The organism is Nonomuraea sp. NPDC050153, assembly GCF_044460125.1.
In the GTDB taxonomy this organism is placed as follows: Bacteria; Actinomycetota; Actinomycetes; order Streptosporangiales; family Streptosporangiaceae; genus Nonomuraea.
Window position 1 is genome coordinate 81,523 of record NZ_JBITJQ010000016.1, and the last position, 26,463, is coordinate 107,985.

Annotated in this window: 28 protein-coding genes; 16 read left to right on the top strand and 12 right to left on the bottom strand. The window is 72.3% G+C overall.

The genetic code is table 11. The annotated features are described in order from the left end of the window. Window positions 1-5: 5 nt before the first annotated feature. The 4 genes from ACIBQ1_RS33550 to ACIBQ1_RS33565 all read right to left on the bottom strand — a co-directional run bounded on the left by ACIBQ1_RS33550 (window position 6) and on the right by ACIBQ1_RS33565 (window position 2,304). Window positions 6-575, bottom strand: coding sequence for a hypothetical protein (locus ACIBQ1_RS33550; protein ID WP_397283310.1), 570 nt, complete (start codon window positions 573-575; stop codon window positions 6-8). A 107-nt stretch (window positions 576-682) separates the two neighbouring features. After that, a complete protein-coding gene (locus ACIBQ1_RS33555; RefSeq protein WP_397283311.1) occupies window positions 683-1,396 on the bottom strand; it encodes a hypothetical protein in 714 nt (237 codons plus the stop codon). Between the two features lie 48 nt (window positions 1,397-1,444). Next, window positions 1,445-1,915 (bottom strand): cupin domain-containing protein, encoded by a 471-nt coding sequence (locus tag ACIBQ1_RS33560; RefSeq protein ID WP_397283312.1) that lies wholly within the window; start codon window positions 1,913-1,915, stop codon window positions 1,445-1,447. Further along, window positions 1,912-2,304: a VOC family protein gene (locus ACIBQ1_RS33565; RefSeq protein WP_397283313.1), complete on the bottom strand. Its 393-nt coding sequence runs from the start codon at window positions 2,302-2,304 to the stop codon at window positions 1,912-1,914. The genes ACIBQ1_RS33560 and ACIBQ1_RS33565 overlap by 4 nt, the downstream gene beginning before the upstream one ends. A 63-nt stretch (window positions 2,305-2,367) precedes the next feature. Here ACIBQ1_RS33565 and ACIBQ1_RS33570 point away from each other — a divergent pair, with 63 nt between their 5' ends. Beyond that, a complete protein-coding gene (locus ACIBQ1_RS33570; RefSeq protein ID WP_397283314.1) occupies window positions 2,368-2,991 on the top strand; it encodes a TetR/AcrR family transcriptional regulator in 624 nt (207 codons plus the stop codon). Between the two features lie 3 nt (window positions 2,992-2,994). Here the strand turns inward: ACIBQ1_RS33570 and ACIBQ1_RS33575 are convergent, their stop codons facing one another. Then, complete coding sequence (locus tag ACIBQ1_RS33575) at window positions 2,995-3,117, bottom strand: hypothetical protein (protein ID WP_397283315.1); 123 nt, start codon at window positions 3,115-3,117, stop codon at window positions 2,995-2,997. A 249-nt stretch (window positions 3,118-3,366) separates the two neighbouring features. Between ACIBQ1_RS33575 and ACIBQ1_RS33580 the strand changes: the two genes are divergently transcribed. The 3 genes from ACIBQ1_RS33580 to ACIBQ1_RS33590 are packed head-to-tail and all read left to right on the top strand — an operon-like array spanning window position 3,367 to window position 7,060. Continuing rightward, window positions 3,367-3,876 carry a PadR family transcriptional regulator gene (locus tag ACIBQ1_RS33580; RefSeq protein WP_397283316.1) on the top strand — a complete coding sequence of 170 codons (510 nt, stop codon included), beginning with the start codon at window positions 3,367-3,369 and terminating at the stop codon, window positions 3,874-3,876. Next, window positions 3,873-4,565, top strand: coding sequence for an ABC transporter ATP-binding protein (locus tag ACIBQ1_RS33585; RefSeq protein WP_397283317.1), 693 nt, complete (start codon window positions 3,873-3,875; stop codon window positions 4,563-4,565). Before ACIBQ1_RS33580 ends, ACIBQ1_RS33585 begins: the two co-directional genes overlap by 4 nt. Beyond that, window positions 4,562-7,060, top strand: a complete 2,499-nt coding sequence (locus ACIBQ1_RS33590; protein WP_397283318.1) for an FtsX-like permease family protein — start codon at window positions 4,562-4,564, stop codon at window positions 7,058-7,060. The genes ACIBQ1_RS33585 and ACIBQ1_RS33590 overlap by 4 nt, the downstream gene beginning before the upstream one ends. A gap of 82 nt (window positions 7,061-7,142) precedes the next feature. Here the strand turns inward: ACIBQ1_RS33590 and ACIBQ1_RS33595 are convergent, their stop codons facing one another. Together ACIBQ1_RS33595 and ACIBQ1_RS33600 are read right to left on the bottom strand one after the other, a co-directional pair. Next, entirely contained in the window at window positions 7,143-7,511 is a 369-nt protein-coding gene (locus ACIBQ1_RS33595; RefSeq protein WP_397283319.1) for a barstar family protein, read from the bottom strand. An 11-nt stretch (window positions 7,512-7,522) separates the two neighbouring features. Then, the gene (locus ACIBQ1_RS33600; protein WP_397283320.1) at window positions 7,523-7,936 is read right to left on the bottom strand and encodes a ribonuclease domain-containing protein; all 414 of its coding nucleotides are present in this window, start codon (window positions 7,934-7,936) and stop codon (window positions 7,523-7,525) included. 200 nt (window positions 7,937-8,136) lie between these two features. Here ACIBQ1_RS33600 and ACIBQ1_RS33605 point away from each other — a divergent pair, with 200 nt between their 5' ends. Both ACIBQ1_RS33605 and ACIBQ1_RS33610 read left to right on the top strand, forming a co-directional pair. Continuing rightward, window positions 8,137-8,535 carry a cupin domain-containing protein gene (locus tag ACIBQ1_RS33605; RefSeq protein WP_397283321.1) on the top strand — a complete coding sequence of 133 codons (399 nt, stop codon included), beginning with the start codon at window positions 8,137-8,139 and terminating at the stop codon, window positions 8,533-8,535. Window positions 8,536-8,703: 168 nt separating this feature from the next. Then, window positions 8,704-9,315, top strand: coding sequence for a hypothetical protein (locus ACIBQ1_RS33610; protein ID WP_397283322.1), 612 nt, complete (start codon window positions 8,704-8,706; stop codon window positions 9,313-9,315). Here ACIBQ1_RS33610 and ACIBQ1_RS33615 read toward each other — a convergent pair. From ACIBQ1_RS33615 to ACIBQ1_RS33635, 5 genes are all read right to left on the bottom strand, one after another. After that, window positions 9,312-10,256 (bottom strand): hypothetical protein, encoded by a 945-nt coding sequence (locus tag ACIBQ1_RS33615; protein WP_397283323.1) that lies wholly within the window; start codon window positions 10,254-10,256, stop codon window positions 9,312-9,314. The genes ACIBQ1_RS33610 and ACIBQ1_RS33615 overlap by 4 nt on opposite strands. Next, window positions 10,253-12,679: an AAA family ATPase gene (locus ACIBQ1_RS33620; protein WP_397283324.1), complete on the bottom strand. Its 2,427-nt coding sequence runs from the start codon at window positions 12,677-12,679 to the stop codon at window positions 10,253-10,255. Before ACIBQ1_RS33620 ends, ACIBQ1_RS33615 begins: the two co-directional genes overlap by 4 nt. After that, entirely contained in the window at window positions 12,679-13,818 is a 1,140-nt protein-coding gene (locus ACIBQ1_RS33625; protein WP_397283325.1) for an exonuclease SbcCD subunit D, read from the bottom strand. Before ACIBQ1_RS33625 ends, ACIBQ1_RS33620 begins: the two co-directional genes overlap by 1 nt. Before the next feature lie 14 nt (window positions 13,819-13,832). Next, window positions 13,833-15,602, bottom strand: coding sequence for an ATP-binding protein (locus ACIBQ1_RS33630; RefSeq protein ID WP_397283326.1), 1,770 nt, complete (start codon window positions 15,600-15,602; stop codon window positions 13,833-13,835). Window positions 15,603-15,722: 120 nt separating this feature from the next. Beyond that, entirely contained in the window at window positions 15,723-15,938 is a 216-nt protein-coding gene (locus ACIBQ1_RS33635; protein ID WP_397283327.1) for a hypothetical protein, read from the bottom strand. Window positions 15,939-16,066: 128 nt separating this feature from the next. On the opposite strand from ACIBQ1_RS33635, the gene ACIBQ1_RS33640 reads away from it, so the two are divergent. The 10 genes from ACIBQ1_RS33640 to ACIBQ1_RS33685 are packed head-to-tail and all read left to right on the top strand — an operon-like array spanning window position 16,067 to window position 26,454. After that, window positions 16,067-16,834: a GntR family transcriptional regulator gene (locus tag ACIBQ1_RS33640; protein WP_397283328.1), complete on the top strand. Its 768-nt coding sequence runs from the start codon at window positions 16,067-16,069 to the stop codon at window positions 16,832-16,834. A gap of 34 nt (window positions 16,835-16,868) precedes the next feature. Next, window positions 16,869-18,155 (top strand): ABC transporter substrate-binding protein, encoded by a 1,287-nt coding sequence (locus tag ACIBQ1_RS33645; RefSeq protein WP_397283329.1) that lies wholly within the window; start codon window positions 16,869-16,871, stop codon window positions 18,153-18,155. Continuing rightward, window positions 18,152-19,069, top strand: a complete 918-nt coding sequence (locus ACIBQ1_RS33650) for a carbohydrate ABC transporter permease (protein ID WP_397283330.1) — start codon at window positions 18,152-18,154, stop codon at window positions 19,067-19,069. Before ACIBQ1_RS33645 ends, ACIBQ1_RS33650 begins: the two co-directional genes overlap by 4 nt. Further along, window positions 19,066-19,866 carry a carbohydrate ABC transporter permease gene (locus ACIBQ1_RS33655; protein WP_397283331.1) on the top strand — a complete coding sequence of 267 codons (801 nt, stop codon included), beginning with the start codon at window positions 19,066-19,068 and terminating at the stop codon, window positions 19,864-19,866. Before ACIBQ1_RS33650 ends, ACIBQ1_RS33655 begins: the two co-directional genes overlap by 4 nt. Further along, window positions 19,863-21,902 carry a GH36-type glycosyl hydrolase domain-containing protein gene (locus ACIBQ1_RS33660; RefSeq protein WP_397283332.1) on the top strand — a complete coding sequence of 680 codons (2,040 nt, stop codon included), beginning with the start codon at window positions 19,863-19,865 and terminating at the stop codon, window positions 21,900-21,902. The genes ACIBQ1_RS33655 and ACIBQ1_RS33660 overlap by 4 nt, the downstream gene beginning before the upstream one ends. Beyond that, window positions 21,899-22,837, top strand: coding sequence for an ROK family protein (locus ACIBQ1_RS33665; RefSeq protein WP_397283333.1), 939 nt, complete (start codon window positions 21,899-21,901; stop codon window positions 22,835-22,837). Before ACIBQ1_RS33660 ends, ACIBQ1_RS33665 begins: the two co-directional genes overlap by 4 nt. Next, the gene (locus ACIBQ1_RS33670) at window positions 22,834-23,598 is read left to right on the top strand and encodes a sugar isomerase domain-containing protein (protein ID WP_397283334.1); all 765 of its coding nucleotides are present in this window, start codon (window positions 22,834-22,836) and stop codon (window positions 23,596-23,598) included. The genes ACIBQ1_RS33665 and ACIBQ1_RS33670 overlap by 4 nt, the downstream gene beginning before the upstream one ends. After that, window positions 23,595-24,287, top strand: coding sequence for an SDR family NAD(P)-dependent oxidoreductase (locus tag ACIBQ1_RS33675; RefSeq protein WP_397283335.1), 693 nt, complete (start codon window positions 23,595-23,597; stop codon window positions 24,285-24,287). The genes ACIBQ1_RS33670 and ACIBQ1_RS33675 overlap by 4 nt, the downstream gene beginning before the upstream one ends. Then, on the top strand, window positions 24,284-25,507 hold the full coding sequence (locus ACIBQ1_RS33680) for an FAD-dependent oxidoreductase (protein WP_397283336.1): 1,224 nt from the start codon (window positions 24,284-24,286) through the stop codon (window positions 25,505-25,507). The genes ACIBQ1_RS33675 and ACIBQ1_RS33680 overlap by 4 nt, the downstream gene beginning before the upstream one ends. Next, on the top strand, window positions 25,504-26,454 hold the full coding sequence (locus ACIBQ1_RS33685) for a phosphotriesterase (protein WP_397283337.1): 951 nt from the start codon (window positions 25,504-25,506) through the stop codon (window positions 26,452-26,454). Before ACIBQ1_RS33680 ends, ACIBQ1_RS33685 begins: the two co-directional genes overlap by 4 nt. Window positions 26,455-26,463 lie beyond the last annotated feature (9 nt).

Consider the following 26,463-nt stretch of genomic DNA (forward strand, 5'->3'; position numbering starts at 1 on the left):
GTTCACTACCCTGACGTGTACGTTTCCCAGACCATCTCGGGCGTGAAGCGGTTGTCGCTGCAGTCCTTGAGCCTGAGGAACTCCGGATTTCCCGTCGTGCCCTTGCTCAGACACATCGGGTGGGCCGGGGCGTTGGCGCGGGAGCGGAAGGCGTACTTGCGGGGGCCCATCGGAATGGCCATCCAGACGGTGTTGCTGCTGCACGGCCCCAGACCCGCCGCGGTGCCCCCGCCGTCCTGCATGCGCCGGCCGCCGAACAGAATGCATCGTCCCGTCAGTTTGTTCTCCAGTTTGACCTCGCCAATTTGCCCGGTGCTGGGAAATCTCACCTTCCATAGCTGCGAATCCTTGGCGAACGTGCTGGCGTTCAACCGGACCGATCCGGTGATCTTGCCGTCGGGGGCCCATTGCACGTCCATAGCGCGAAGGGCGAAGGGAGCGATCTTGTCCTTCGTGGTGCCCCGGAGATGGAACCATCCGGCGGGCATGGCGTTGGCGGGCGTCGCCGTGAGGGGAACGAGTCCTGCCGCCAGAATCGCGGCACCGATCAGAGAGGTGAATGTTGCGCGACGCACGGGAGCCTCCTCGCACCAGTGGTCCAGTGGGGCACGCCTTGTGTATGGCGGATCGCTTTCATACGGACTGATGGCCGCTTGCGATCTGACTTCCGAGAATGATCAGTTCAGTAGACGGCGCAGCCGACACGGACCGCGACCTTGGGCGACCAGCGGCCCGAGGTGACGTCCTGGGCGCGAGCGTAGGCGTTGGCGGGCTTGCCCGGGGCCGAGCAGTCGAACTTGCCGGTCTGCATGCCCCAACTGCCACCGGGGTACGCGCCGTTCTGGGCGGCCTTGACCGTGCCGCTCCAGAAGAGCTTGCCGGTGTTGTAGTAGATGAACAGTCTCACCTGGCCGACGTTGTAGTGGCTGCCGTTCAGTTTCAGCCGCTCGATGTCATCGGTTGAGGTGGTGGAGGCGGTGCCGTCGCCGTTGTCCCGCGGCCCGAGGCGGTATTTGGTGATCCACAGGCTGGCCGTGACCCTGCGATCGGCGGCCTCGGCGTTGTCCCGCAGCGCCTCGTTGCGGCTTTTCTGGTTGACACAGACGTCGTCACCGGCGAAGGCTTCTCGCCATACCATTCCCTTTAAGCAGGTGTGCGGGCCGTACGCGCCCGGTACCCAGTTCATGTATTTGAGCCGGTTCTCCAGCGCGGTCCGCTCGCGAACCTTCGGGGTCACGCAGACCCGGTCGGTGGGACGCGCCTCCCGCCACACGTAGCCGACCAGGCAGGTGTCCGGGCCCGGTGCGGTGGACGCGGTAGCGGCGAAGGCGGGCGTCAGGGCGATGGTCAGAACGGTGGCCGCCAGTACGGCCGTGCCGAAGGTGACGTACTTCATGATCTTCTCCTTGGGGTCAGCAGTGCTTGCTCAGCGAGGCGCAGATGGTTATGGCGACATCTGCGGCCCGGCCCCGTCAGGTGGGCCGATGATCTGGTACCCGTGGCGGGCGGCCATCTCTGTGAGCCGCGTGGGGTCGGGTGGGCCGGCACCGAGGGCGGCGACGTCGGCGGCGAAGCGCTCGAACCCGGTCGGCCAGGTCAGCTGGAGCAGTCGCAGGGGGTGGTCCTGGCGGTTGACGAAGGCGTGGGGCCGCCCACGGGGCAGCAGGACGAAGGCGCCGGGGCCGGCCGGCCACGTCGTGTCGCCGCAGGAGACCTGCATGGTTCCCGACAGCACGTAGAAGGCCTCGTCGTCGTGTTGGTGAAGGTGCAGGGGAGTGGCGAAGCCGGGCGGGCACTCCTGCTCGATGAGAGTCATCGCCCCGCCGGTTTCCCGTTGGCCCGCCTTCACGGTCATGGTGGTGCCGAGGAACAGGTGAACGGCACCGGAGCCGGCGGGCAGGTGCAATGCGCTCATGACCGCTCCTGGAAGGTGTAGAGCCGGATCTCGATGCCGTCGGGGTCGGTGATGCCGCTGATCAGCCACCCCACGCTGCCTTCGGCGATCTCGGAGTGCGCCACGCCCAACGCCTCAAGGCGGTCGGACCAGGCGTGTAACGCATCAAGGGTCGGCACGCCGAGCGCGACCGGGTCGAATCCGCTCAGGGCGGCGGCTCGCTCGGGCTCCTCGCGGATCGCGATCATGAGGCTCTGGCCGGCGTCGCGCAAGGCGGCGCCGCGCAACGCGCCGTCCTCGACGAACTCGATCGCCACCTGAAGGCCGAGCACCCGCCCGTACCACTCCAGACTCTTGTGGATGTCGGAGACAGGGAGCTTGACATGGTGGAACCCGCCTAGCGCGGTCATGAACCACTCCTGGTTTTTGTAGTGCGACTATAGAGCGACACTATAAAGTGGTACTCTAAATCAATGCCTGACGTCAAGAACCCCAAAGGGCGCTCCGCGCAGACCAAGGGCCGCATCGTGCGGGCCGCGTACGAGCTGTTCGTGGTGCGGGGATATGCCGGGACGACCTTCCAGCAGGTCGCCGATACGGCCGAGGTGTCGGTGCAGACCGTGTACTTTCACTACGGGAGCAAGAGCCGGCTGCTCAAACACGTCGTCGACGCCGCGTCCGCCGGAGACGACGAGCCCGTGCCGCTTCTGGACCGGCCCTGGTTCGCGGCTCTGCGGGCGGAGCAGGACCCGGTGGCGGTCGTACGGGGGTGGACCCACGCGAGCGGCGTCATCCTCGATCGGGTCGCCCCCGTGCTGGCGGTCGTCCGTGACGCGGCAGCCGTCGATGCCGACATGGCCGCCCAATGGGCGGCCAACAGCGAGCAGCGGCAGATCGCGCATGGGACGTTCGTCGCCATCCTGTCCGGGCTGCGTGCCTTGCGGCCAGGCCTGACCAAACGGCGAGCCACCGACATCACCGTCGGGCTGCTGTCGCCGGACCTGTTTCTCGTGATGCTGCGCGAGTGCGGATGGACGACGGGGCAGTGGGAGAGCTGGGCCGCCGACCAACTGGCGCACGCCCTGCTGCCGCACTGACGATCAGGGACCCTTCCCGCCGCCGGTGTGACACGGCCGCAGCCGTTCGGCCGGGTCCTGGTGGAAGCGCGCCTGCCGTACGGGGTCGGCGGCGTTGGAGCCGGCGAACTCGGAGATCGTGACCATCCAGCGGACGAAGCCGGCCCTGCGTTCCGGTGAGATGCCGAGCAGCGCCGCGAGCGTGGCGACCGTCAGCGCGAAGCGAACCCGTCCACCGCCTCACCGGGCGGGGCGGATCCAGCGACGGCGAGCTGCGCAGCACGGGATTGTCGTGGCGAGGTGCCGGATGTGTGCCGTGGGCACCGGAACGCCTCGTTTGCCGACTATGGCGGAATCCCTTGAGCGATGCATACTGAATATGCATACTTGGTATCCATGTCGATCAGGCACGGCCTGCTGGCCCTGCTCAGCAGGGGGCCTCGGCATGGCTACCAATTGCGGGTGGAGTTCGAGGCGTCGACTGGGGCGACCTGGCCGCTCAACATCGGCCAGGTCTACACGACGCTGGCCCGCATGGAGCGCGACGGCTTCGTCGAGCCGGGCGAGTCGGACGAGCAGGGCCGGGTCGTCTACACGCTCACCGCGGACGGCAGGGCGGAACTGGCGCGATGGTTCAGCACCCCCATCGTCCCGTCCGACCGGCCGCGGGACGAGCTGGTCATCAAGCTGGCCATGGCCGTCGAGGCCAAGGAGGTGGACGTCGCCGAGGTCATCCGCCGGCAGCGTACTGCGACCATGCGCGCCCTCCAGCAGCTGACCAGGGCCAAACGAGCTGCGACGGGAGGTGTGGCTCAGCGGTTGGTGCTCGATTCGATGATTTTCCGGGCCGAGGCCGAGCAGCGGTGGCTGGACCACTGCGAGGCCGTTCTCAAGGAGAAAAGATGACGGTTGTGCGGCTGGCCGAGGTGGCCAGAGTCCATGGCGAAGGGGCGACGGGCGTGCACGCTCTCAAGGGCGTGAGCCTGGAGGTTGACGCGGGGGAGCTGGTCGCGGTCATGGGCCCGTCCGGGTCCGGCAAGTCGACGCTGCTCAACCTCGCGGGCGGGCTGGAGCGGCCCACGTCGGGGACGGTGCACGTCGACGAGCAGGACCTGGCCGCCGTACGCGACCTGGCGGCCTTGCGGCGTCGCAGCGTCGGCTACGTTTTTCAGGACCTCAATCTGATCCCGTCGCTGACGGCGGTGGAGAATGTGATGCTGCCGCGCGAGCTCGACGGCGTGCGCCCACGCCTCGCCCGCGAGGAGGCCACGGTTGTGCTGGCGGAGGTCGGCGTGGAAGATCTGGCCGACCGCTTCCCTGACGAGCTGTCCGGTGGCCAGCGCCAGCGGGTGGCGATCGCCCGTGCTCTGGTCGGCGAACGGCACCTGCTGCTGGCCGACGAGCCGACCGGTGCGCTCGACACACGCACCGGCGATGAAATCCTGCAAGTCTTACGCGCCCGCTGTGACGTGGGCGCGGCGGTCTTGCTCGTCACCCATGAGCCGCGCTACGCCGCCTGGGCCGATCGTGTGGTGTTCCTCCGTGACGGGATGATCGCGGATTCCACGGACGTGTCACTGGTGAGCGCCCGATGAGCGTCGTTCTTGTCGCGCTGCGCATCGCCCGCCGCAACGCGCGGCGCTCCCGAGGGCGAAGCGCGCTCATCATGGTGATGATCGGCTTGCCCGTATTGGTGATCACGACGGTTCTGACCCTCATCGAGACCATGAACGTCAGTCCGCAGGAAGGGCTGGTGGCTGAGTTTGGCGCGGCTGACGCCCGCCTCGTGCAGGTGCCCGAGGGTGCGGTGCTCCGCCAGCAGCCGGACGGGACGAGCTGGAGCACGGGTGGCGAAGGACCGATCGTGGCCAGGCGCAGCGCCGCCGAAGTGGTGGCGCTGCTCGGATCGGGCACCAGGTTGATCCCCTTCGACAGGGGTGTGCTCCACCTGGGCACCGAGCGGGTCGACGCGCTGAAGACCGACCTGCGCGACCCCCTCACCAAGGGGATGCTGACGCTGAGCGAGGGCAGGTTGCCCTCGGCGGCCCGCGAGGTCGCGGTGACCTCCGCGTTCGGCCTGCGGCCCGGCGCTCTCCTGCGGCCGTCCGGCGCGGCGCCGCTGACGGTGGTGGGCGTGGTCGAGCACCCGAACCGGCCGTCTCTTCGGGAGGTCGTGGGCCTCGATCTCCCGCTGGCGTCGCTGGATGAGTTCTGGTTTCCAGACAGGCACGGCATCGGATGGCTCGCCGACACCGCAGGCTCCGTGTCCTGGACCGGCGTGACCACGCTGAACAGCGCCGGTCTGTACGTCACCTCGCGCGCCATGATGACGGACCCTCGCGTTTGGGCTCGTGCCTCGGGCTTCGACGTCCAGAACACGGTCGGGATCGGCGCCATGGTGATCATGGTGGTGCTGGAGACCGTGCTGCTGGCCGGGCCCGCTTTCGCGGTCGGGCTCAGGAGGCGGCGCCGGGAACTGGCCGAGATCGCTGCCCAGGGAGGTTCGGCCGCGCATCTGCGGACCATCGTGGTGGCCGACGGACTGGTCCTCGGCGGCGCCGCCACCCTGATGGCGACGGTGCTGGGCATCGGGGCAGGAACGCTCGGCGCACCCATCGTGGCACGATGGGGAGGCCAGGCCGGCCCGCCGGACGTACCGTGGCCGCCGGTCCTGGCCGTCTCCGCGCTGGGCCTGCTCACTGGGATCGTGGCAGCGCTGGTGCCCGCCGTACAGGCGGCTCGGCAGAACAGCGCGACGGTGCTGGCCGGCCGGGCGCCCACGGCGGCTGATCGGCCGGGATGGCCGCTGGCGGGGGCTGTGCTGGTGCTGGCCGGACTGGGGGCGACCGTGGTGGCGCGCCGCCAGCCGGGCTCGGTGTGGGTGCTCGCATCCGCGGTGCTGGTCCTGCTCGGGCTGGTGGTGTTGACGCCATGGCTGGTCCGCTGCACGGGGCGACTGGCCGAGCGGCTGCGGCTCCCTCTGCGGCTTTCCGTACGTGACGCGGTCCGTCACCGATCCCGTACGGCGAGCGCCGTGGCGGCCGTCATGGCGGTTACGGCCACAGTCGTGGCGGTGGGCATCGGCACTTACAGCGAGTACATGGACCGGCGCAACGCCTACACCTCGGCGCGCCCGACCGGCATGCTGGCCATCTGGGCCGGCAACATCGGCGACGCGGCCTGGACCAGGCTTCGCGCCGAAGCCGCCCGCCACCTGCCGGGCGTGCCGCTGACCGCCGGGTACCAAGTGAGGGACACCCAGGGCCGCCGCTACGCACTGCGGTACACGGTGCGATGGAACGGCACACGCACGCGTCGCACAGCGGCCGTCGGAGACCAGACCCTGCTCAGGCTCCTGCAAGGGCGCCATGATCCGCAGGCGGCCGCGGCGCTGGCGAGTGGCAAGGCCGTGGTGTTCGACGCGGCCGCGCTGCGGGACGGCAAACTCGCGCTGCGGGCGGGCTCCACGTCCGGCCCCGCGCGCAAGCTCGAAGTGCCCGCGGTGCTGGCCGCACCCGCCGATGAGCACCAGGGCGGCGCCCTGCTGCCGCGTGCCCTGGTGGAGCAGGCCGGTTTCGCGACAGCGGAGCGCCAGCTCTACGCCATGTACCGGCCGTCAGCGAACTCGACGCTGGGGCGCGATCTGGCCAAGGTGACCCCGCGTGTCACGGTCGCCTCCGAGGAGGGCTATCGCAACGTGCCCGACCCCAGCCTGTGGGGCTGGCTCGGCGGCGCTCTCGTCCTCGTCGTCGGCGGTACGCTGGCCGCTACTCGCCTGGCAGCCGCCGACATGAGGCCCGAGCAGGCGACGATGGTGGCCATCGGTGCCCCGTCCAGGGTGTTGCGGGCGGTCGTGGCCGGCCAGGCCCTCTACATCTCCGGGCTCGGCGCGCTGGTGGGGCTGGTCGCGGGAACGGTGACGGGCCTGGCACTGACCCGCCCGATGACGACGCACGGCGCCGGAGATCCCGCCACGATCGCCATACCGTGGCCGTTCGTGGTCGCCGTGGTGGTAGGGCTGCCCGTTCTGGCGAGCATGGCGGCGCTCATCACCCGGACCAGACTGCCCCTCACCCGCCGGCTCCTGTGACGCGGATCCTGGTCAGCGTGTTTCTGAAGGTGTCGCTGCCCGGAGCGACCGTCACATCCCGCCGGCGGGCCGGGCGGATGGCTCAGCTCAGCGCGGCGGCGGTCCGCTCCCGGAGCAGGGCCTCGTGGGCCGGGTCGGTGCACAGGGTGACCGTCAGCCCGGCCTCGGCGGCGTCGGACAGGACCGCCAGCAGGGTGGCGAACTGCTCGGGAGGCTCGGCGTCGAGCAGCTCTTCGGCGTGCACCACGACCAGGGCGACGGCCCCGGTGTCGCGCAGCGAGTCGGTGAGCGCGTCCCAGTTGCGGCCGAAGTAGTCCGGCAGGCGCAGAACCCGCGCCACCTCGGTGAAGAAGGCGGCACGGGTCCGGCAGGACCGCCCGTCGACCACCACCGGAGCCGGGCCGGTGGACACCGTGAGCCAGGACGGCAGCGGACGTGCGGCGGAGGTCATGGGCGTGCGTCCTAGAGGCGATAGAAGTCGGTGTAGTGGTTGGGCGAGAACCACACCACGCCGGTGCTGCGGTTGACCACGATCCGGTACGCGTCACGCGCGGCCCCGCGCGCCCGGGAGTAGACGTCGTACTCGTAGTAGGTGGCGCCGCTGGGCAGCTGGCCCTCGCGGTTGTAGAAGCGCCCGCCCGTGTAGTTGTAACGGCCGTCAGGCCAGGAGTACCAGCCGCTGGAGGTGGGGTAGCCCTTGGAGGCCCAGGTCGAGCTGGCGGAGCGCGCGTCGGAGCACCGGGAGATGGTGCAGGAGTTGTAGACCGCGGCGCTGGCGGGGGTGACGCCGACCAGGGCGATGAGGGACAGGAGGGCGGTGAGGACGACGGTGAGCCTCACCGGCCAGGCGGGTCCGGAGCGTTGCGGGGTGTGCACGAAGCCTCCTCGTGGGGGTGCGACGGACATCGCAATGATCCCCATGAATCGGTGCGAATAATGACAAAGATCGCCAAAGTAATGATGAACACTCGGATTGGTCCAATCATCCGGGCCACAACTGGCCCATCCCATAGGGCCGAACGCGCCATAGCGTGCTGGGCATGCAGACTTCTTCGCGATCGAACACCGTCCTGACAATGCTTCAGGAGCAGCACCCCACGGTCCCCGAGGGGGCCTGCGCGATGACCGCGCTGATCGAGTTGCCGCCCGGGGACCCGGGCACTCCGCCGCACCGCCACGCGGGCCCGGTCTTCGGCTACATGCTCGAAGGAGAAATGATCTTCGAGCTCGAGGGCGAGCCCGAGCGGGTCCTCCGCGCGGGCGAGGCCTTCTGGGAGCCGGGCGGTGACGTCATCCACTACCAGGCGGCCAACAACCTCGGCGACTCGTGGAGCCGTTTCGTCGTCGTGATGCTGTGCGCGCCCGGCGAGCCGATGCTCACGCTGGTCGAGGAGGAAGAGCTCGAACGCCGCCGCGACCGCCGCGTGCCCCGGGCTTCCGCCGGCGAGCGCCGCACGAGCGACGCGCCCCGCTGACCGTTGGCGGCGCGACGCTGACCGTTTGGGACGGGATCCGCTGACCGCTCACGAAGGGGCGCTGGGGTGGCGCTCGCGCCAGATGAGGAAGACGACGCACGACACCAGCGCCCACGCCCCCAGCACCAGGAAGGTGCCACGCTCTGGTGGCCGCGGAAGTAGACGGCGGTGCGCTGGGCGTTGACCGACGCCCCCGGCGGCAACCAGCGGCCGATGACGCCGAGCGGCGAGGGCAGCAGCGGCCACGACACCGCCCCGCCGGAGGAGGGGTTGCCGAGCAGCACCATCAACCCCCAGGTGGGGAGCATCGCCCAGCGTCCGAGGAAGGTGCGGAACATGGTGAACACCATCCCCGTCGTGAACATGGTCGGCGCCAGGATCGACTACGACTCCAGGACCGGCAGCCGCAGCGCGCCCAGCAGCCAGTCCACGATCGCCACGATGAAGAACGCCCCGAGCGCGGCGTACGCGGGGGTGAAGGCGATCCGCTCGCCCGCACCGAGCCGGTCGGCGTGGGCGCTGAGCCTGCTCGACGAGCAGCAGTGCCACCGACGCGCCCGAGGCGCTGGAGACGCTCATCTCGACGTCGGTCCCGCGCACGACGAAGACGGCGAAGGCCCGCTGCTCCTCGACGGCCCGCATGGCCTTGGCGTACGTCCGGTGGAAGAGCAGGACGAGCGAGGCGTCCAGGGACTTCTCCAGGCCGGTGACGAGGGCCTCCCCGCGTACGCTCTCGTAGCTGACGCCGACGACGGGCCCGTTCCCCGAGAGCGCGGCTAACCGGCCGCCGTCGTGCGCAGCGCGCGGTAGAGCAGGCGGCTGTCGCCCAGGTGATGGCGCAGGAGCTTCTCCAGGCCGCCGATCGGGACCAGGTTCTGCGGCGCGCGCGGGTCCTTGTAGTCCACGCCGGCCAGCGGCGGCAGGGCGAGGGTGACCGAGTCGGCCAGCCGTACGACCTGGGCCGGGTCCAGCTCGGCGCTGGCCTCGCAGCGCGCCACGCCCGCCCACGGGGCGGACGACTGGACGGGCAGCCGCACGTACCAGGCGTGCCGCCGCCAGCTCGTGCCCATCAGGAACACCGGCGTGCGCTGGCCGGGCGCGAGCGCGGCGACCACCGCGGACTGCGGCGACGGCAGGTAGGCGGTGTGATGCGTCTTGATGTAGCCGATCGTGCGCGGCAGGTGCGTGCGCCCCCGCAGCGGCCCGTCCACCAGCAGCAGGTCGTCATCGCGGTTGCGGTGCCGCACCGCCACATCCACCTCCAGCTGGGTGACCAGCCGCTGCAACGCCAGCGACAGCTCCTCGAAGCTCGCGTCGGCGGCCTTGGTGGGCTGGTAGGTGGCGTGCGGGGTCTTGACCTCGGGCGTGTGCGGCGAGGCGGAGATCAGCGACCGGTTGACCTCGATCTCCGCCAGCTCGGCGCCGTCCGGCCCGCAGCGGACGATCCCGGCCGCGTACGACGCCGCGATCCCCGGCACGGGCATGGGCGCGTCGGGGTCGTGGACCCACACGCGGGCGTCGATCCTGCGGACCCCGTCGGCCACCAGCAGCGTCGCGGGAGGGGAGGCGCCGGGCCCGGGGGTGACGGGTTTCCAGTCGGCGGCCGGCCGCTCGACGTCGATGACCAGCTCGGCGCTGGTGGCGCCCATCTCGGAGAGGTTCTCGACGGCGAGGGCGGCGGCGTAGCCGGGGTCCCACGGGTCGACGGTGAATCCCGTCATGGAGCGATGGCCGCCTTCCGCACGTGGGAGCCCTTGCCGTCGCGCCTGACCTCGAAGCGCACCGGCACGCGCTCGGCCAGCGCGGGCACGTGCGTGACGACGCCGATCAGGCGGTCCTGGCCGGCGGCGAGGCGTTCGAGGGTGGTGGCCACGGTGTCGAGCGTGGCCGGGTCGAGCGTGCCGAACCCCTCGTCCAGGAAGATCGAGTCGAGGCCCCGGGCGACCGTGCCGGACAGCGCCAGGGCCAGGGCGAGGGCCGCCTGGAAGGTCTCGCCGCCGGACAGGGTGCGGGCGCTGCGCCGCAGGCCGGCCTCGCCGTAGTCGATGACCTCGATGTCGCCGGTCTTGTCGCCGAGAGCCAGCTCGTACTGGCCGTCGGACAGCTCGCGCAGCGTGTCGGAGGCCGAGGCGACCAGCACGGCCAGGGCCTCGGCGCACAGCCAGCGCTCGAATGCGTTGGCCCGCAGCCGCAGGGCGAGCTCGTGGGCGACCTTGGCCTCGTGCTCCTTCTGAGAGACCTGGAGTTCGAGGTCGGCGGCCCGCTTGCGCTCCTCCTTGAGGCGTTCGAGGGCGCTGTCGGCGCGGGCGACGGCCCCGGCGACGGCGGCGCCGAGCTGGTCGGGCGAGGCGTCGCGCGGGGCGACGACGCCGTGCTGGGCCAGCCGCTCCGTCAGCCGGCGGCGGTCGGCGGCGAGCCGGGCGCCGGCCTGGGCGAGCTGCTCCTCGCGCTCGGCCAGCTCGGCGCGGGCGGCCTGCGCGGCCCGGTCCCGCCAGCCGAGCAGCTCGCTCCACGCCTGGTGCAGGTCGCGCCGGTCCACCAGCGGCGGCGGGTCCTCCTGCGGGCCGGAGACCAGGAGCCGGTCGCGGGCGGCCTCCAGCTCCCGCCAGGCGGTCTCCGTCTGCCGCTCGGTCCGCTCCGCGCCGGCCCGAGCCTCGTCCAGCTTCGCGCGGGCGGCGCGCAGCGCCCCGCGTGCCTGGGTGGCCAGCTCGCCGGCCTTGGCGATCGCCGCCAACCGGCCTTCGAGCTCGGCCCGGTCGCCCGGGGCGGGCAGCGCGGCCAGCTCGGACTCCATCCGGGTGGCCTGCGCGGTGAGCATCGACGCCGAGGTCTCGGCCCGGGCGTGGGCGGCCCTGGCGCGCTCGGCCCGTTCGCGGGCGCCCGCGAGGACGCGGTCGGCGGTGCGGATGTCGGCGGGCGGCTCGTGCCGGGGCAGCTCGGAGACCGGGTGCCGGCAGACCGGGCACGGCTCGCCCACGGCCAGCCGGGGGGCCAGGTGGGCGGCCGCGTGGGCGTCGCGCAGCCGTTCCCGCTGGGTCTCGGCGGCGGCCAGCGCCTGTTCGGCCCCCTCCCGCGCGCCGGCCAGGCTCTCCAGGGACTCCGCCGCCGTCGTGGCCTCGGCGCGGGCGCGGGCGGCGTCGGCGGTCAGCCGCTCGCGGGCGTCCAGCGCGGCCAGCGCCGCCCGTGGCGCGCCCCGGTCGCCCAGCGCGGCCAGCGCCTCGTACGCCTCGTGGTCGTCGGCCTCCAGCGTGGCCACCTCGGCGGTCAGCGCCTCGACCGACTCGGCGGCGGCGCGCCGGGCCGAGGCCAGCGTGGGCACGGCGGCGGGCATGCGCAACGACGACAGCAGCGACCGGCGTTCGGCCATGGCGGCCAGCTCCTGCTCGGCGCGGCGGATGTCGGCCTCGCGGGCCCGCAGCAGGTCCAGGTCGGCGCCGATGGTCTCGGCCAGCCGCCGCAGCGCCTCCAGCCGCTCCGACAGCTCCCGCTCGGCCTCCGCGGTCGCGCCGGACAGCTTGGCGAGCTGGTCGCGGGCGAAGGAGGCGGCCTGCTTGGCGGCCTCCTCCTCGCGGGCGGCGCTCTGCCTGATCCGCTCGTAGACGTCGGCGTCGAGCAGCTGCACCAGCAGGTCCTGCCGCTCGCGCGGCGCCGCGTGCAGGAACTCCGCGAAGCGGCCCTGCGGCAGCACCACGCACTGGGTGAAGAACCGGTACTCCAACCCGGTCACGCGTTGCGCCTCCGGGGTGACGTTCTCGCCCTCGGCGAGCGGCTTGACCACCGCGTCGAACGCCTGCGCGAGCGGCGCGGCCGGGTCCAGCTCGTCGAGCCTGGCCTCCTTGGTGCGCACCGCGCCCTTGGCGTCGCGCACCATCGACCGGGCCACGCCGTAGCGGCGCCCGTTACTGTCGAACACCATCGCCACCTTGCCGGCCGCGACGGACGGGGCCAGGGCGTGGGCGATGGAGTTCTCCCTGCCCCAGCGCGGCACGGTGCCGTACAGGGCGAAGCAGATGGCGTCGATGATCGTGCTCTTGCCGGCGCCGGTCGGGCCCACGAGCGCGAAGTACTCGGTGTCGGAGAAGTCGACGGCCACCGGCTCGCGGAAGCTGCCGAAGTGGTCCAGGTGCAGCAGGAGGGGTCGCATCAGCCGGTCACCTCGTCGTAGAGCCGGTCGAACAGCGCGGCCACCTGCTCGTCGTGGCGGCCGGTGGCGGTCAGGTATTCGCGGAACAGCTCGCGCGGGCTGTGCTCGGCCGAGCCGGTCCTGCGCGTGGCGGGCACCGGCCTGAACCGCTCGTCCAGGACCACGTCCACGGCGCCGTTCAGCAGGCCGCGCACGTCGTCGGCGAGGCCGACCCGGGGTTTCTCCTCCACGATCACCTTGAGCCAGTCGTCGCCCGGCTCGATGGCCTCCAGCTGCTCCAGCGTGCCGCGCACGGTGCGCAGCCGCCGCGCGGAGGTGAACGCCAGCTCCCGCACCACGGCGGGCCTGCCCGGCGCGACCTCGACCAGCAGCGCGCCCGGCGTGTTGCCCTCCTCGCCGAAGTCGACGGCCAGCGGCGAGCCGCTGTACCAGATCGGGCACGGGCCGGGGATCTGCTGGCGGCGGTGCAGGTGGCCGAGGGCGGCGTACTGGGTGGTGGCCGGGAACGCGGTCGGCTCGAAGTAGTAGGAGAAGATCGACTGCGCCTCCCGCTCGCCGCCGCCGAACGCCCCGCCGGGCAGGGTGCCGTGGGTGGTGACCAGGTTGACGGTGTCGGCGTGGAAGCCGGCGGTGAGCGCGCCGACCAGCTCGCCGATGCGGGCGGCGTAGTCGCGGTTGTGGTCGGCGGCGGTGCCGGTGAGGACCTCGGCGGCGCGTACGACGTAGCGGTGCGACAGGAACGGCAGCACCGCCAGCCGCACCGGCTCGCCCGAGCGCGCCGTGAAGGCGAGCGTGCCGCCCGCGTCCGGGCGCCGGAACGAGCCGATGACGTGCAGCCCCAGCTTGCCCAGCACCGGCCGGTAGACCTCCAGCAGCTGCGGGTTGTCGTGGTTGCCGGCCAGCACCACCACGTCCCTGCCGTCGCCGCGCAGCGCCATGAGCGCGTTGAGCACCAGCGACTGCGCCTCGGGCGTGGGCGCAGAGGTGTCGAACAGGTCGCCGGCCACGATCACGGCGTCGACGTCGTGGGTGCGGGCGGCGGCGACCAGCTCGCGCAGCACGTCGCGGTGCTCGTCGAAGCGGGGGCGGCCCTTGAGCACCTTGCCCACGTGCCAGTCCGCGGTGTGCAGGATCTTCACGAAACCACCTGTGGTCAGAAGGGCGGGATGTCGTCTTCGACGCCGGGCAGGCCCTGGAACGGATCGGCGGACACCTTCGCCGGCTCGGTCGCGGCCTCGGCCGGCCGGGTCGCCCAGGCCGGGAAGGGGAAGGCGACGGCCAGCGGGACCGGGATCTCCGGCTGGGCCACGAACATGGTGCCGGGCTTGGCGATCGTGGCGCGCTCCCTGACGGCCGGGGGCAGCCAGCCGTACTCGGAGCGGGCGGCCTCGGCCGGGTCGAGGCGGCCGGCGACGCGTACGGCGCTGTTGGAGACGATGCGCCGCTCCACCTCCGAGGCGGTCTGCTGGGCGCCGATGAGGATGACGCCCAGCGAGCGGCCCCGCTCGGCCACGTCGAGCAGGATCTCCTTGATCGGGGAGTCGCCCTCGCGCGGGGCGTACTTGTTGAGCTCGTCCAGCACCACGAACAGCAGCGGCCGGGCCGTGCCCGAGGACTCCTTGCGGTGGAACTCGCCGCGCAGCACCACGCCCACCACGAACCGCTGCGCCCGCTCCGGCAGGTTGTGCAGGTCCACGATCGACACCTGCGCGTCGGAGGTGCGGACCGAGTGGTTGCGGTAGAACGGCAGGTCGCCCCGGACGATCGGAGACAGCGGGCGCACGGCGCTGCGGAGCCGGCGCAGGAACGCGTTGACGGTGCCGAGCGGCGTCTGCGCGCCGGTCCACTCGCCGCGCGTGCCCTCGTCCTGGAGCTCGTCGGACAGCAGCTCGACGAGGTCGGAGAACGTACGGCAGGACGTGCCCCGCACCATGATCGCGCCGCCGTCGCCCACCGGCTCGGCCCACGCCTTCAGCCGGGCGGCGACCTGGCCGACCAGCAGTGAGTAGCCGGCCCGCTCGTCGTCGGCGTCGGCGAACACGAAGCGCAGCAGCTCCTCCTGGCAGAACTCGACCAGCGTCCAGTAGAAGGAGCTCACCCCCTGGGTGCGCGCGGAGACGTGCGGCACGCCGTTGGGGTCGTTCGGCCGGGGCGGGGCGAAGACGTGGACGCTGCCGAACGCCTTGGCGGGCAGCCCCAGCCGGGCGTAGACGCCTCTGGCGCGCTCGTCGAGCCGCACGTTGCCGTGGTCGAGGAAGAGCAGGTCCTCGCCCTTGACGGAGAAGATCAGCGCCTTGGTGTTGGCCGCCTCGCCCGCCAGCACGCCCGAGTTGAAGATCGAGTAGAGCAGGAAGGTCGCGAAGGAGGTCTTGGTGGCCACGCCGGAGACGCCCGAGATCGACACGTGGGCGCCGCGGGTGCCGTCGAGGAAGTCGAAGTTGACGTACAGCGGCTGGCCGTCGCGGCCCATGCCCAGGGGGATGCGGCGGTCCATCACGTCGAAGTAGAGGGCCTGGTCGCGGTCGCCGGAGCCGGCCAGGAAGACCTTGGAGCCGGGCAGCGGCGGCACGAACACCTCCGGCTCGACCCTCGTCACCCGCACCTCCGCCACCTCGACCACGGCGGCCGGCAGCGCGCCGTCGGCGATCAGGAAGACGTCGGAGTCGTACGCGGCGCCCTCGTGCCTGGCCTCCACGGTCGTCACCACGCCCGCCACGAGCACGGTGCCGTGGCCGGGCACCTCGCGCCTGGTCACCACCACGTCGTCGAGCTGGACCACCTTGCCCGGCTCCAGGCCGACCCAGAACGACAGCGGCGAGGCCGCCTGGGTGCCGAGCACCCGGCCGACGGCCTCACCGGCCGCGGGCGCTCCCGCGCCGGCCCCTGTGCTGGCCTGATGGTCCACCGACCCGTTGACCGTCACTCGTCCCTCCGCCCCCACGAAACGCCCTTCTAAGGGAGCGTAGTAGGCCTGAGGTGTGCCTCCGGCGCATTTCGCGCCCGGCGAGCGGTCTTGTCGGCGGTTTGCCGGGGGCCGTCTGGTTTATCGGGGGCCGTCGGCCCCGGAGCTCAGCGCCATGGCCGCAGCCTGCGCGAGCGCCGCGTGGACCTGGGCCTCGGCCACGATCTGCCGGTGGGCCCGCTCGGCGTTGCCGATGTCCAAGGGGCTGCTCACCGCCGTGGCGCGCACCTCCTGCGCGGCGCCGAGCAGCCTAGCGGCGGCGTCGGCATGCTCGCGATAACGCTCGAACTCACTCACGGCGACGTTTCCTTCGCTCAGGGGGACGGCCCCCAAGCCTACAAGCCGTGCCGCGGAATCACATGGTTGACACTTGCCCCGTGAGGCAGAAAAGATACGGTCGTCCGTACAACTGAGGCGGAGACGTCATGACCGACTGGGAACGCAGGCTGGCGCTCGACCCGTCAGCCGCGGTGCCGCTCTACTACCAGCTGCGCGAGCGACTGCGGGCGGTGATCCGCGACTGCGAGCCCGACACGATGATCCCCGCCGAGAAGGACCTGATGGTCTACGCGGGCGTGAGCAGGGCGACGGCCCGCCGGGCGATCGGCGACCTGGTCCAGGAAGGGCTGCTGGTGGCCAGGCAGGGGAGCGGCACCTACACCGCTCCGCAGGCCGTGGCCCCCGAGCTGGGCTCGCGGCCGGCCGGGTTCACCGAGACCATGGCGCGGCTGGGCCGCAAGCCCACGACGCAGCTGCTCAGGGCCCACCTCCAGCAGGCCGGGCCGGACGTCGCCACCGCGCTCGGCGTGCGGGCGGACCAGGAGATCGTCTTCGTCGAGCGGCTGCGCCTGCTCGACGGCGTGCCCTGCATGCTGGAGAGCGCCCACCTGCCCGTCGAGCTGGTCCCCGGCATCCTCGACGAGGACCTCACCGGCTCCCTCTACGACCTGCTGCGCACCAAGTACGGCCGCACCCCCGCCAGCGGCCGGGAGACGATCGGCGCGGTCAACGCCGACTACCGGCTCGCCGAGCTGCTGCGCGTGCCCATGGCCGCGGCCCTGCTGGCCACCGCCCGCAGCACGTGCACCGAGAGCGGGATCGCCCTCGAATACACCATCCGCCACGCCCGCGGCGACCTCACCGTGTTCTCCGTGGAGCTCAACGACCCCAAAAACGCTCTCATGGGCCAGTAATCCCCCATACCGGCCCCATACCGGGAGGTCGAGCATGACCAGGTTGACCCGCCGTGCCCTGCTCAGAACCGCCACTCTCGCGACGGCGTCCGGCCTGCTCGCCGCCTGCGGCTCGGAACCCGCCGCCACGGTCCCCGCCGACGGGGTGCCGCGCGGGAAGCTCAACGTCTGGCTGCACCAGACCAAGGCGTACGACAAGGTCTTCAACCCGCTGCTGCACAGCTACGTGCAGGAGTTCGGCGGCGTCGACGTCACCCCCCTGTTCGTGCCGGTCGACAAGCTCGACGCCAAGCTCCTGACCGCGTTCGCCGGGGACGTCCCGCCCGACCTGTTCAAGATCGGCGGCTGGACGATCCCGGGCCACGCGCGCAAGGGCCGGCTGGCCCCGATCATCCCCAAGGCCATGGGCGTGGCCGACGAGAAGGCGCTGGTCCAGGCGTACGACGAGCACGCCATCGGCTCGCTGTCGTACGAGGGCAAGCTGTACGGCGTCCCCATCGACTACACGATCTGCTACCTCTACTACCGCAAGGACAGGTTCGCCGAAGCCGGGCTCGACCCGGACAAGCCGCCCACCACCTGGGAGGAGGTCGCCGAGTACAGCAAGCGGCTGACCTCGGCCGACGGCAAGAAGGTGGGCCTGCAGTGGATCCTGGGCAGCCCGCAGTGGACGCTGATGCAACTGCTCGCGCTGGTCAAGGGCAAAGGCGGCACCATACTCAGCCCCGACGCCACCAGGGCCACGCTCGCCTCGGACGCCGGGGTCGAGGCGCTGCGCTACTACGGCGGCCTGGGCAACCCCAAGCTGTCGAATCCGCTGTCCGGCTTCGGGCTGTTCGCCACCGGTGAGGCGGCGATGCTGGTGTCCGGGCTGTTCGCGATGGACCTGTTCCCGACGCTGAACCCCAAGCTGACCTTCGGCAACGTCTTCGACATCGCGCCGATGCCCCGCTGGGAGGCGGGTCAGCCGGTCGCGCCCGCGTACACCTGGGGCTGGGCGGTCGCCCAGAAGTCCAAGCTCCAGTACACCGCCTGGCACTTCATCGACTACCTCCAGCGCGAGGACGTCGCCGCCAAGCAGCTCAAGGACGCCAGCCTGCTCACCCCGGTCAAGGGCTGGGAGAAGCTGCCCGGAGCCGACCAGAAGGCCATCGACATCATGGCCGCCTCCGCCCCGCACGCCGACTTCGGCCCGCAGACCCCCGTCTGGAACGAGATGGCCAAGGCGCTGACCGACGCCGGCGACGCGGTGGCGTTCGGCAAGAAGACGCCCGAGCAGGCCGCGGCCGACTTCGACCAGGCGATGCGGATCGCCCTATGACGCTGTCGCTGGGGCTCGCGCCGCGCGTCGAACGGGTGTCGGGCAAGGGGCAGCGGTGGGCGGAGGCGCGCACCGGCGCCCTGCTGTCCCTCCCCGCGGCCCTGTACTTCCTGGTCTTCTGGGTCACGCCGTTCGCGTCGGCGGTCTACCTCAGCTTCACCAGCTACGATCTGGCCGGCGCCCCCGAGTGGACCGGCCTGGACAACTACCGCAGGATGCTGGCCGACCCCGGCTTCTGGAACTCGGCCAGGGTCACCGCCGTCTACACCGTCGCCTCCGTGGTCCCGTCGATCGTGCTCGCCCTGGCGATCGCCGTGCCGCTGAGCAAGCCGGGCCGCTACAACGCCTTCCTCCGCGCGCTGGTCATGATCCCGGCCGCGATGCCGCTGGTGGCCACCTCGCTGACCTGGTCGGTGATCTTCGCCGAGGACGGCCTGGCGAACGCGCTGATCGGGCTGGCCGGCGCGGAGCCCAAGCCGTGGCTGACCGACGAGGGCCTCGCGCTCTGGGCCCTGGTGATCATGACGACGTGGAAGCACCTCGGCCTGTTCGTGATCATCCTGACGGCGGGCCTGCAGGGGCTGCCGCTGAGCGTCTTCGAGGCCGCCGGGCTCGACGGCGCGGGGCCGGTGCGGATCTTCTTGCGCATCACGCTGCCGCTGCTGCGCCGCACCCTGCTGTTCGTGCTGGTCATCGCGGTGGTCGGGGCGATGCAGTCGTTCGTGCCGGCCTTCCTGCTGACCAAGGGCGGCCCGGCGGGCGCGACCGAGGTGCTGCCGCTCTACATGTGGGCGACCGGCTTCACGTTCGAGCGCATGGGGTACGCGTCGGCGATAGCGATGGTGCTGCTCGTGGCCATGCTGGCGCTGTCGGTCGCGCAGTTCCGCGTGCTGCGGGGAGGCGATGACGGGTGAAACTCCTACGCGGGACCGTGCTGACGCTGGTCGTGGCCGTCATGCTGCTGCCGGTGTATGCGATGTTCGCCGTCTCCTCGGCCTCGGACGCGGGCGACCTGGGCGGGCTGTCGTTCGACGCCTCCCAGCTGGGCGCGCACGTGGCGCAGCTGTTCGGCCAGGGCGGCTTCCCGCTCTACCTGCGCAACAGCCTGATCCTCTCGCTCGGCATCGCGGTGCTCGAGGTGATCCTCTCCGCCGCCGCCGGCTACGCGCTCGCCCAGCTCCGCTTCCCCGGCAGCCGCGCGCTGTTCGCGGTGATCGTGGGGACGCTGTCGCTGTCGCCGATCGTGGTGCTCGTGCCGATGTACCTCATCGTCAAGGCGCTGGGCTGGATCGACACCTTCCAGGGCATGATCGTGCCGTTCATGATGAGTGCCTTCGGGGTGTTCCTGGTCCGCCAGTTCGCCCTGGCGCTGCCGCGCGAGCTGCTGCTGTCCGCGCGGGTGGACGGGGCGGGCGAGCTGCGCATCTTCGCCCGCATCGGCGTGCCCCTGCTGCGGCCCGCGCTGCTGACGCTCTTCCTGCTGCAGTTCCTCGCGCAGTGGGACAACCTGCTCTGGCCGCTCATCGTGGCCAACAACCCGGGGCTGTGGCCGCTGCCCGTGGGGCTCTCGCAGCTCCAGACCGAGTACGACTTCAGCATCGGCCTGGTCAGCACCGCCGCGCTGATCACGGCGCTGCCGCCGCTGGCGCTGATGTTCCTGCTGCAGCGCTACTACGTCGCGGGGCTGACCCTGGGAGGGGTGCGCAAATGAGCTCGTACGGGGAGTGGACGACGGCGTACGGGCTGCCCGCGTTCGCGTACACGCTGGACCAGGAGCGGGACCCGCGCGCCGAGTGGGACCCCGTGCTGGACCCGCCCACGCGGCGGCACGTCGCGCACGTGGGCAACCGGCGGATCACGCTGGTGTCGGACAACTACGGGCTGAGCGACCTGTTCGACGAGCACACGGGCCTGCTGTGGCTCACGCGGGGGACCGGCGTGACCCGCGTCGGCGACCTTTCCACCGATATTTCGGGATCTGAGCGGATCTTCGGACCCACCTTCGCCACCGTCAGGGTGGCCGACGAGCGGGCGGCGCTGGAGCGCACGGTCCTCTGCCCGGAGGGCGAGCAGCCGTGGGTGCTGATCCGGCTGCGGGTGCGCAACCTGCTCGACACGCCGGTACGGCTGGAGCTGACCGAGGAGTGGGAGGCCAGGGCGGCCCGGGTCGAGCTCATCACCGGCCCGGTCGAGTGTCGCGCCGACGAGGACGACCCCGGGCTGGAGCTGGAGCTGATCGGCGGGGCCAGGACGCGGTCCGGCCGGCTCGCGCTCCCGCTGGAGCTGGCGGCGGGCGAGGAGCGGGTGCTGGACCTCCGCTACGGCCTGCTCGACGCCCCATCCCAGACGGCGACGATCGACTCGTCCCGGACCGCGACGATCGACGGCTCGTCCGAGACCGCGACGTTCGAGGGCAGCCTGGAGGCCCTGCGCGCCCGGCTGCCGCGCGCGTCCGCCGCGCGGGCGCCCGAGGCCGAGCGGGAGATCCCCTGGCACGCGGCCCTGCTCACCGGCGCGGCCTGCGCCGACGGCGTGCTCGGCGGCCACACCCTCGACCAGGGATCCTGCTACTCCTTCCGGCACGGCTTCAACGGCGCCGCCCGCGACCCGCTCCAGCACGCGCTCCCGCTCGTCCACATCGAGCCCGACCTGGCGCTGTCCGTGCTGCGCAACACGTGCGCGTGGGGCGGACCCGACGGCGACCTGCCCTACGCGCTCGGACCGGACAAGAAGCCCTGGACCGACCTGTTCCGCCCGTCGGACCAGAACCTGTGGGCCCTGTGGCTGGCCGCCGAGTACCTGGGCGCGACGGGTGACGAGGCGGCCTTCCACGCGGACGTGCCGTACCACCCGGTCCACGAGACCCCCGAGGTGCCGCTGCGGGAGCACCTGCGCAGGCAGTTCAGGTTCTTCGCCGACGTGGTCGGGCGGGGCGAGCACGGGCACGTCCGCATCCTCAACGCCGACTGGAACGACATGGCCATCACCGAGAGCGGCGTGGCCCGCGAGGTGATGATCGCCCAGGGCGAGTCCGTCCTGAACTCCGCCATGGCCGCCTGGGTCCTGCCGCGCTACGCGACGCTGGCCGAGCGCCTGGGCGACGACGCCACCGCCGCCGAGGCCGGCAAGCTGGGCGAGGAGCTGCGCGACCTGGTCGCGGGGGAGTGGAACGGGCGCTGGTACCGCCGCGCGTACGGGCCGGGCGCGGTCGTCGGTGACGACGATCTGTGGCTGGAGGTGCAGCCTTGGGCCATTCTGTGCGGCGCCGCCCCGCCCGAGCGGGCCGTGGAGCTGCTGCGCACGATCGAGCGGACTTCCGCCGCCGATTCCCCTTTGGGCGCCCGGCTGCGCTGGCCCGCCCGCGACGCGTACGGGCCCGGCGGGGTCGGCACGATCTGGTACGCGATCAACATGACGCTCGTCTGGGCCGCCGCCGAACACCTCCCCGACCTGGCCTGGGACTGGTGGCGGCGGATGACCCTGGCCGCGCACACGGCCGCCTACCCGGACGTCTGGGAGGGCACGCTGTCGGGCCCCGACGCCTACCTGGCCCCCGAGACCGGCCGCCCCGGGCGCACCTGGGACCTGGCCGACCTGGGTGTCGCCATGCAGGCGTACCCGGTCGCGAACCTGCACAGCCACTCCCAGCCGCTGCTGGCCTACCTGCGCCTGCTTGGCGTCGAGCCGTTCCGGCGGCCACGCGGCGGGGCCCGCTTCGCCTCCCGGGCGCTGGAGGTCGGACCGTGACCGGGCTCGGGATCGACGTCGGCGGCACGTACACCAAATGGGTGACGCTGGACGGGGACGCCGTCTCCGGCTCGGGCACCGTCCCCACGCCGCCCGGCCCCGAGGAGACCGTGCGGCTCGTGGCCTCGCTGGCCCCGCACGCCGACTCCATCGGGATCGGGCTCCCCGGCCACGTGGACCGCGACACCGGGACCGCCCTGTTCGTCCCGAATCCGCCGGGAGACTGGGACGGCTTCCCCGTCGGCGCGCGGCTGCGCGCGCTGACCGGGGCGCCCGTCGCCGTCGTCAACGACGCCCGCGCGTTCGCGCTCGCCGAGCTGGAGCTGGGCGCCGCCCGCGGGCTGTCCGACGTGCTGTTCGCCGTGCTCGGCACCGGCGTGGGCGGGGCCGTGGCGCTGCGCGGAGCCGTCCTCGTCGGGCCGCGCGACAACCTCGGCGAGGTCGGCCACGTCACGGTCTCCCCCTGGGGCCCGGCCTGCTGCTGCGGCAACCGGGGCTGCGCGGAGACGTTCGCCGCCGGGCCGGCCATCGTGCGGGCCTTCGGCTCGGGCGCGACGAAGGTCACCGGCGCGGCGGTCACCGGCCCCGGGCCCAGCGCGGCGGGGATCGCCGGGGCGCGGGCCATCGCGGCGCAGGTCACCGCGGCGGAGGTCGCCGACGCCGCCAGGGCCGGGGACGAGCGGGCGGCCCAGGCGTTCGAACAGGCCGGATGGGCGCTCGGCGTGGCGCTGGGCGACGCGGCCGCGTTCTTCGGCGCCCCCTCGGTGGTCGTCGGCGGCGGCATCGCCGGCGCGCTCGACCTCATGCGATCCACCCTGCACACCGAACTCGCGCGCAGACGACCGCTGATCGGAGAGATCACGGTGCTGCCCGCCGTACTCGGCCCGATGGCGGGGGCCATCGGCGCCGCACTCTATGGGAGGAGATCTGGATGAAGTGGATAAGCCGCGCCATGGAGCTGCTCGGCGAGATCGAACGGACACAGGAGGACGCCCTTGCCGAAGCCGCTCGCATCGCCTCTGAGGCGATCCTCGGCGGAGGAGTGGTGCACACGTTCGGAACCGGACATTCGCGGATGGGCGTGGAGGAGATGTTCCCCCGCTACGGCTCCTACCCCGGCTTCCACCCCATCGTCGACCTGTCCACGACCTTCTACACCCAGGTGGCCGGCTCGAACGGGATGCGGCAGGCCATGTTCATCGAGCGCGTCGAGGGGCTGGCCGACGCCATCCTGGCCAACTTCGAGCTGCGGCCGAGCGACGCGGCGATCGTCTTCAGCGTCAGCGGCCTGAACGCCGTGCCCATCGAGATGGCCATGGGCCTGCGCAAGGCGGGCCTGTCCGTCGTGGCCGTGACCTCGATGAACGAGACCATGGCCGTCGAGCCGGGACACCCCAGCGGCACCCGGCTGGCCGACCACGCCGACGTGGTGGTCGACCTGCGCACCCCGGTCGGCGACGCGCTCTGCCGGGTCGACGGGCTGGCCGAGCCGGTCGGCCCCGGCAGCACGCTGGCGGCCGTCTCCGTGGTCAACGAGATCAAGGTCCGCACGGCCGAGCTGCTCGTGGCGGGCGGCTGGACGCCGCCGGTCATCTCCAGCGCCAAGCTCGTCGGCGGTCCCCGCTCCGACGAGCTGTTCGAGGCCGCCTACCTCGAACACGCCCGCCGCGCCGCCGCCGTCCTCCGGAAGCCATGAGCGCCGTCCTGGTGGCGGGCTCGGACGGCGGTATCGGCCGCGCCTGCGTGGAGGCGGTCGAGGCGTCCGGCACGAGCGCGTACGGCGTGGACCTCGCCGACGGCATCGACATCACCGCGCCCGGCGGGGTCGAGAAGGCGCTGGCCCAGGCCACGGCCCGGCACGGGCGGGTGGCCGGAGTCGTGCACGCGGTCGGCATGTCCGGCCGCCGGCTCGGCGACGGCGGCGTGGCCGAGTGCACCGACGAGGCCTGGCACGAGGTGCACCGGGTCAACCACGAGTCGGTGTTCCGGCTGCTGCGCGCGGCGATCCCCGCGCTGCCCGAGGGCGGGTCGATCGTCGTGATCGGCTCCGCGCTCGGCACGTCGATCGACGACGACTTCCGCACCGTGGCCTACGCCTCGGCCAAGGGCGCGCTGATCCCGCTGATCAGGACCGCCGCCCGCGAGGCCGCGCCGCGCGGGGTGCGGGTCAACCTGGTCTCGGCCGGCCTCGTGGCCACGCCGATGAGCGTCCGCGCGCGGACGTCCGCCGCCGTCCAGGCCAGGATGCCCGCGCTGATGCCCCTCGGTTCGAGCCCCTGCCGGCCGGAGGAGGTCGCGCAGGCCGTGCTGTGGCTGCTCTCGCCCTCGTCGGGGCGGACCACGGGCGCGGTCATTCCCGTCGACGGAGGGTGGCATCTGCGGTGAACGTCCTGTGGGAAGGCGACGTGGTCGTCGCCGGCGGCGGCAGCGCCGGGTGCGCGGCGGCCGTGGCGGCGGTCCGCGCCGGCGCGTCGTGCCTGCTGGTGGAGTCGGCGGGCTTCCTCGGCGGCACCGGCGTCGCCGTGCTCGACACGTTCTACGGCTTCTACGCCCCCGGCCCGGTCTCGCGGCGCGTGGTCGGCGGGATCGGCTGGGAGGTGTGCGAACGGCTCTTCTCCGCCGGAGCCGCCTTCGAGCGGCCCAACACGTACGGGGCGGGCACCGGGGTCACGTACGAGCCGGAGGAGCTCAAGCTCGTCTGGGACGAGCTCACCGCGGACGCCGGGGTGCTGCTGCACGCGAGGGTGTGCGCGTACGTGCCCGGGGTCGGGATCGAGGTGGAGACGGTGGCCGGCCGGTTCCTGGTCAAGGCCCGGGTGGTCGTGGACGCGACCGGCGACGGCGAGGTGGCCTGGCGGGCCGGGGCCACGCTGGAGCGGCCGGGCATGCGCTCGCAGCCGATGACGGCCACGTTCCGGCTGGGCGGGGTGGATCTGTCCGCGACCGGCACGGCCGAGCTGCACGCGCTGATGGCCGACGCCGACCTGCCCAGGCGCGAGGGCTCCGTGCACAGGACCGTCAACGACGGGATCGCGCACACCAACCTGACCAGGGTGAGCGGGCTCGACCCGACCGACCCGTTCGAGCTGTCGCGCGCCGAACGCGAGGGACGTGCGCAGGTGCGCGAGTACGTCCGCTTCCTGCGGGCCAAGGTGCCCGGGTACGAGTCGGCGGTGCTGCTGAGCACGTCGGTGCGGATCGGGGTGCGGGAGTCGCGGCGGCTGGTCGGGAGATATGTCCTGACTTCTGATGATGTGCTGGCCGGGAAGGATTTTCCCGACACGATCGCCCGGTGCGGCGCCCCCATCGAGGACCACGCCGCCGGGTCGGCCACCCGCTGGGAGTACGTGCACGACTACGGGACCTACGGGATCCCGTACCGGTGCCTGCTGCCGGTCGAGGTCGACGGGCTGATCGTGGCCGGGAGGTGCCTGTCGGCCACGCACGACGCGCACGCCTCGGCCCGGTCGATGGGGCAGTGCATGGCGATGGGGCAGGCGGCCGGGACGGCGGCGGCGCTGGCCGCACAGGCCGGGGTGGAGCCCGCGGCGGTGGACGTGGAGCTGCTGCGCGCCCGGCTACGCGAGGAAGGAGCGCTCCTGTGACGGTTCGCACGGTCCTGGGGGACGTCGAGGAGATCGGCGTCACCTATGCGCATGAGCACTTTTTCATGACCGGTGACTGGCCTGTCCGCAACGAGCCCGACTACCGGCTGGACTCCCTGGACGCGGCCGTCGCCGAGGTGACGGCCGCTCGGCGGCTCGGGCTGTCGGCGGTGGTCGAGATGACGCCGCTCGGGTTCGGCCGCAGCCCGGCGCTGATGAAGGCGCTGGCCGAGCGGACCGGGCTGCACGTGATCGCGGTAACCGGCTTCCACAAGAGCACCTACTACAGCGACGCCCACTGGCTGCACCACTACTCGCCCGGCGAGATCGCCGAGCTGCTGGTGGCCGAGATCGAGCTGGGCATGGACGAGTACGGGCTGGTCGGGCCGCTGGTGCGGCGCTCGCCCGCGCGGGCGGGAGCCATCAAGATCGCGACCTCGTACCACGCGTTCGGGCGCGGGGTGGAGCGGCTGGTCGGCGCGGTGGCCGCGGCCGCCCTGCGCACCGGCGTGCCGGTCGTCACCCACTGCGACAAGGGCACGATGGGGCACGAGCTGCTGGACGCGCTGGCGTCGCACGGCGTGGCGGCCGACCGGGTGGTGCTCGGGCACATCGATCACAATCCCGACGCCGGATATCTCATCTCGTTGGCGGAGAGGGGGGCGTACCTGGCCTTCGACCGGCCCGGGCGGATCAAGTACGGGCCCGACAGCGACATCGTCGCGCTCGTCGCCGAGCTGGCCGGGCGCGGGCTGGGGCATCGGGTGCTGTTCGGCATGGACCTGGCGCGGCGGTCGTACTGGCCGGGGCTGGGCGGGGGGCCGGGGCTGAGGTACCTGCTGGAGCGGTTCGTGCCGCGGCTGGAGGCGGAGGGGCTCGGCGAGGCGGCCAAGGCCGCGCTGATCGCCAACCCGCGCGCCGCCTTCGCCCTGCGGCCGGCCGGTTAGGCGGCTCGC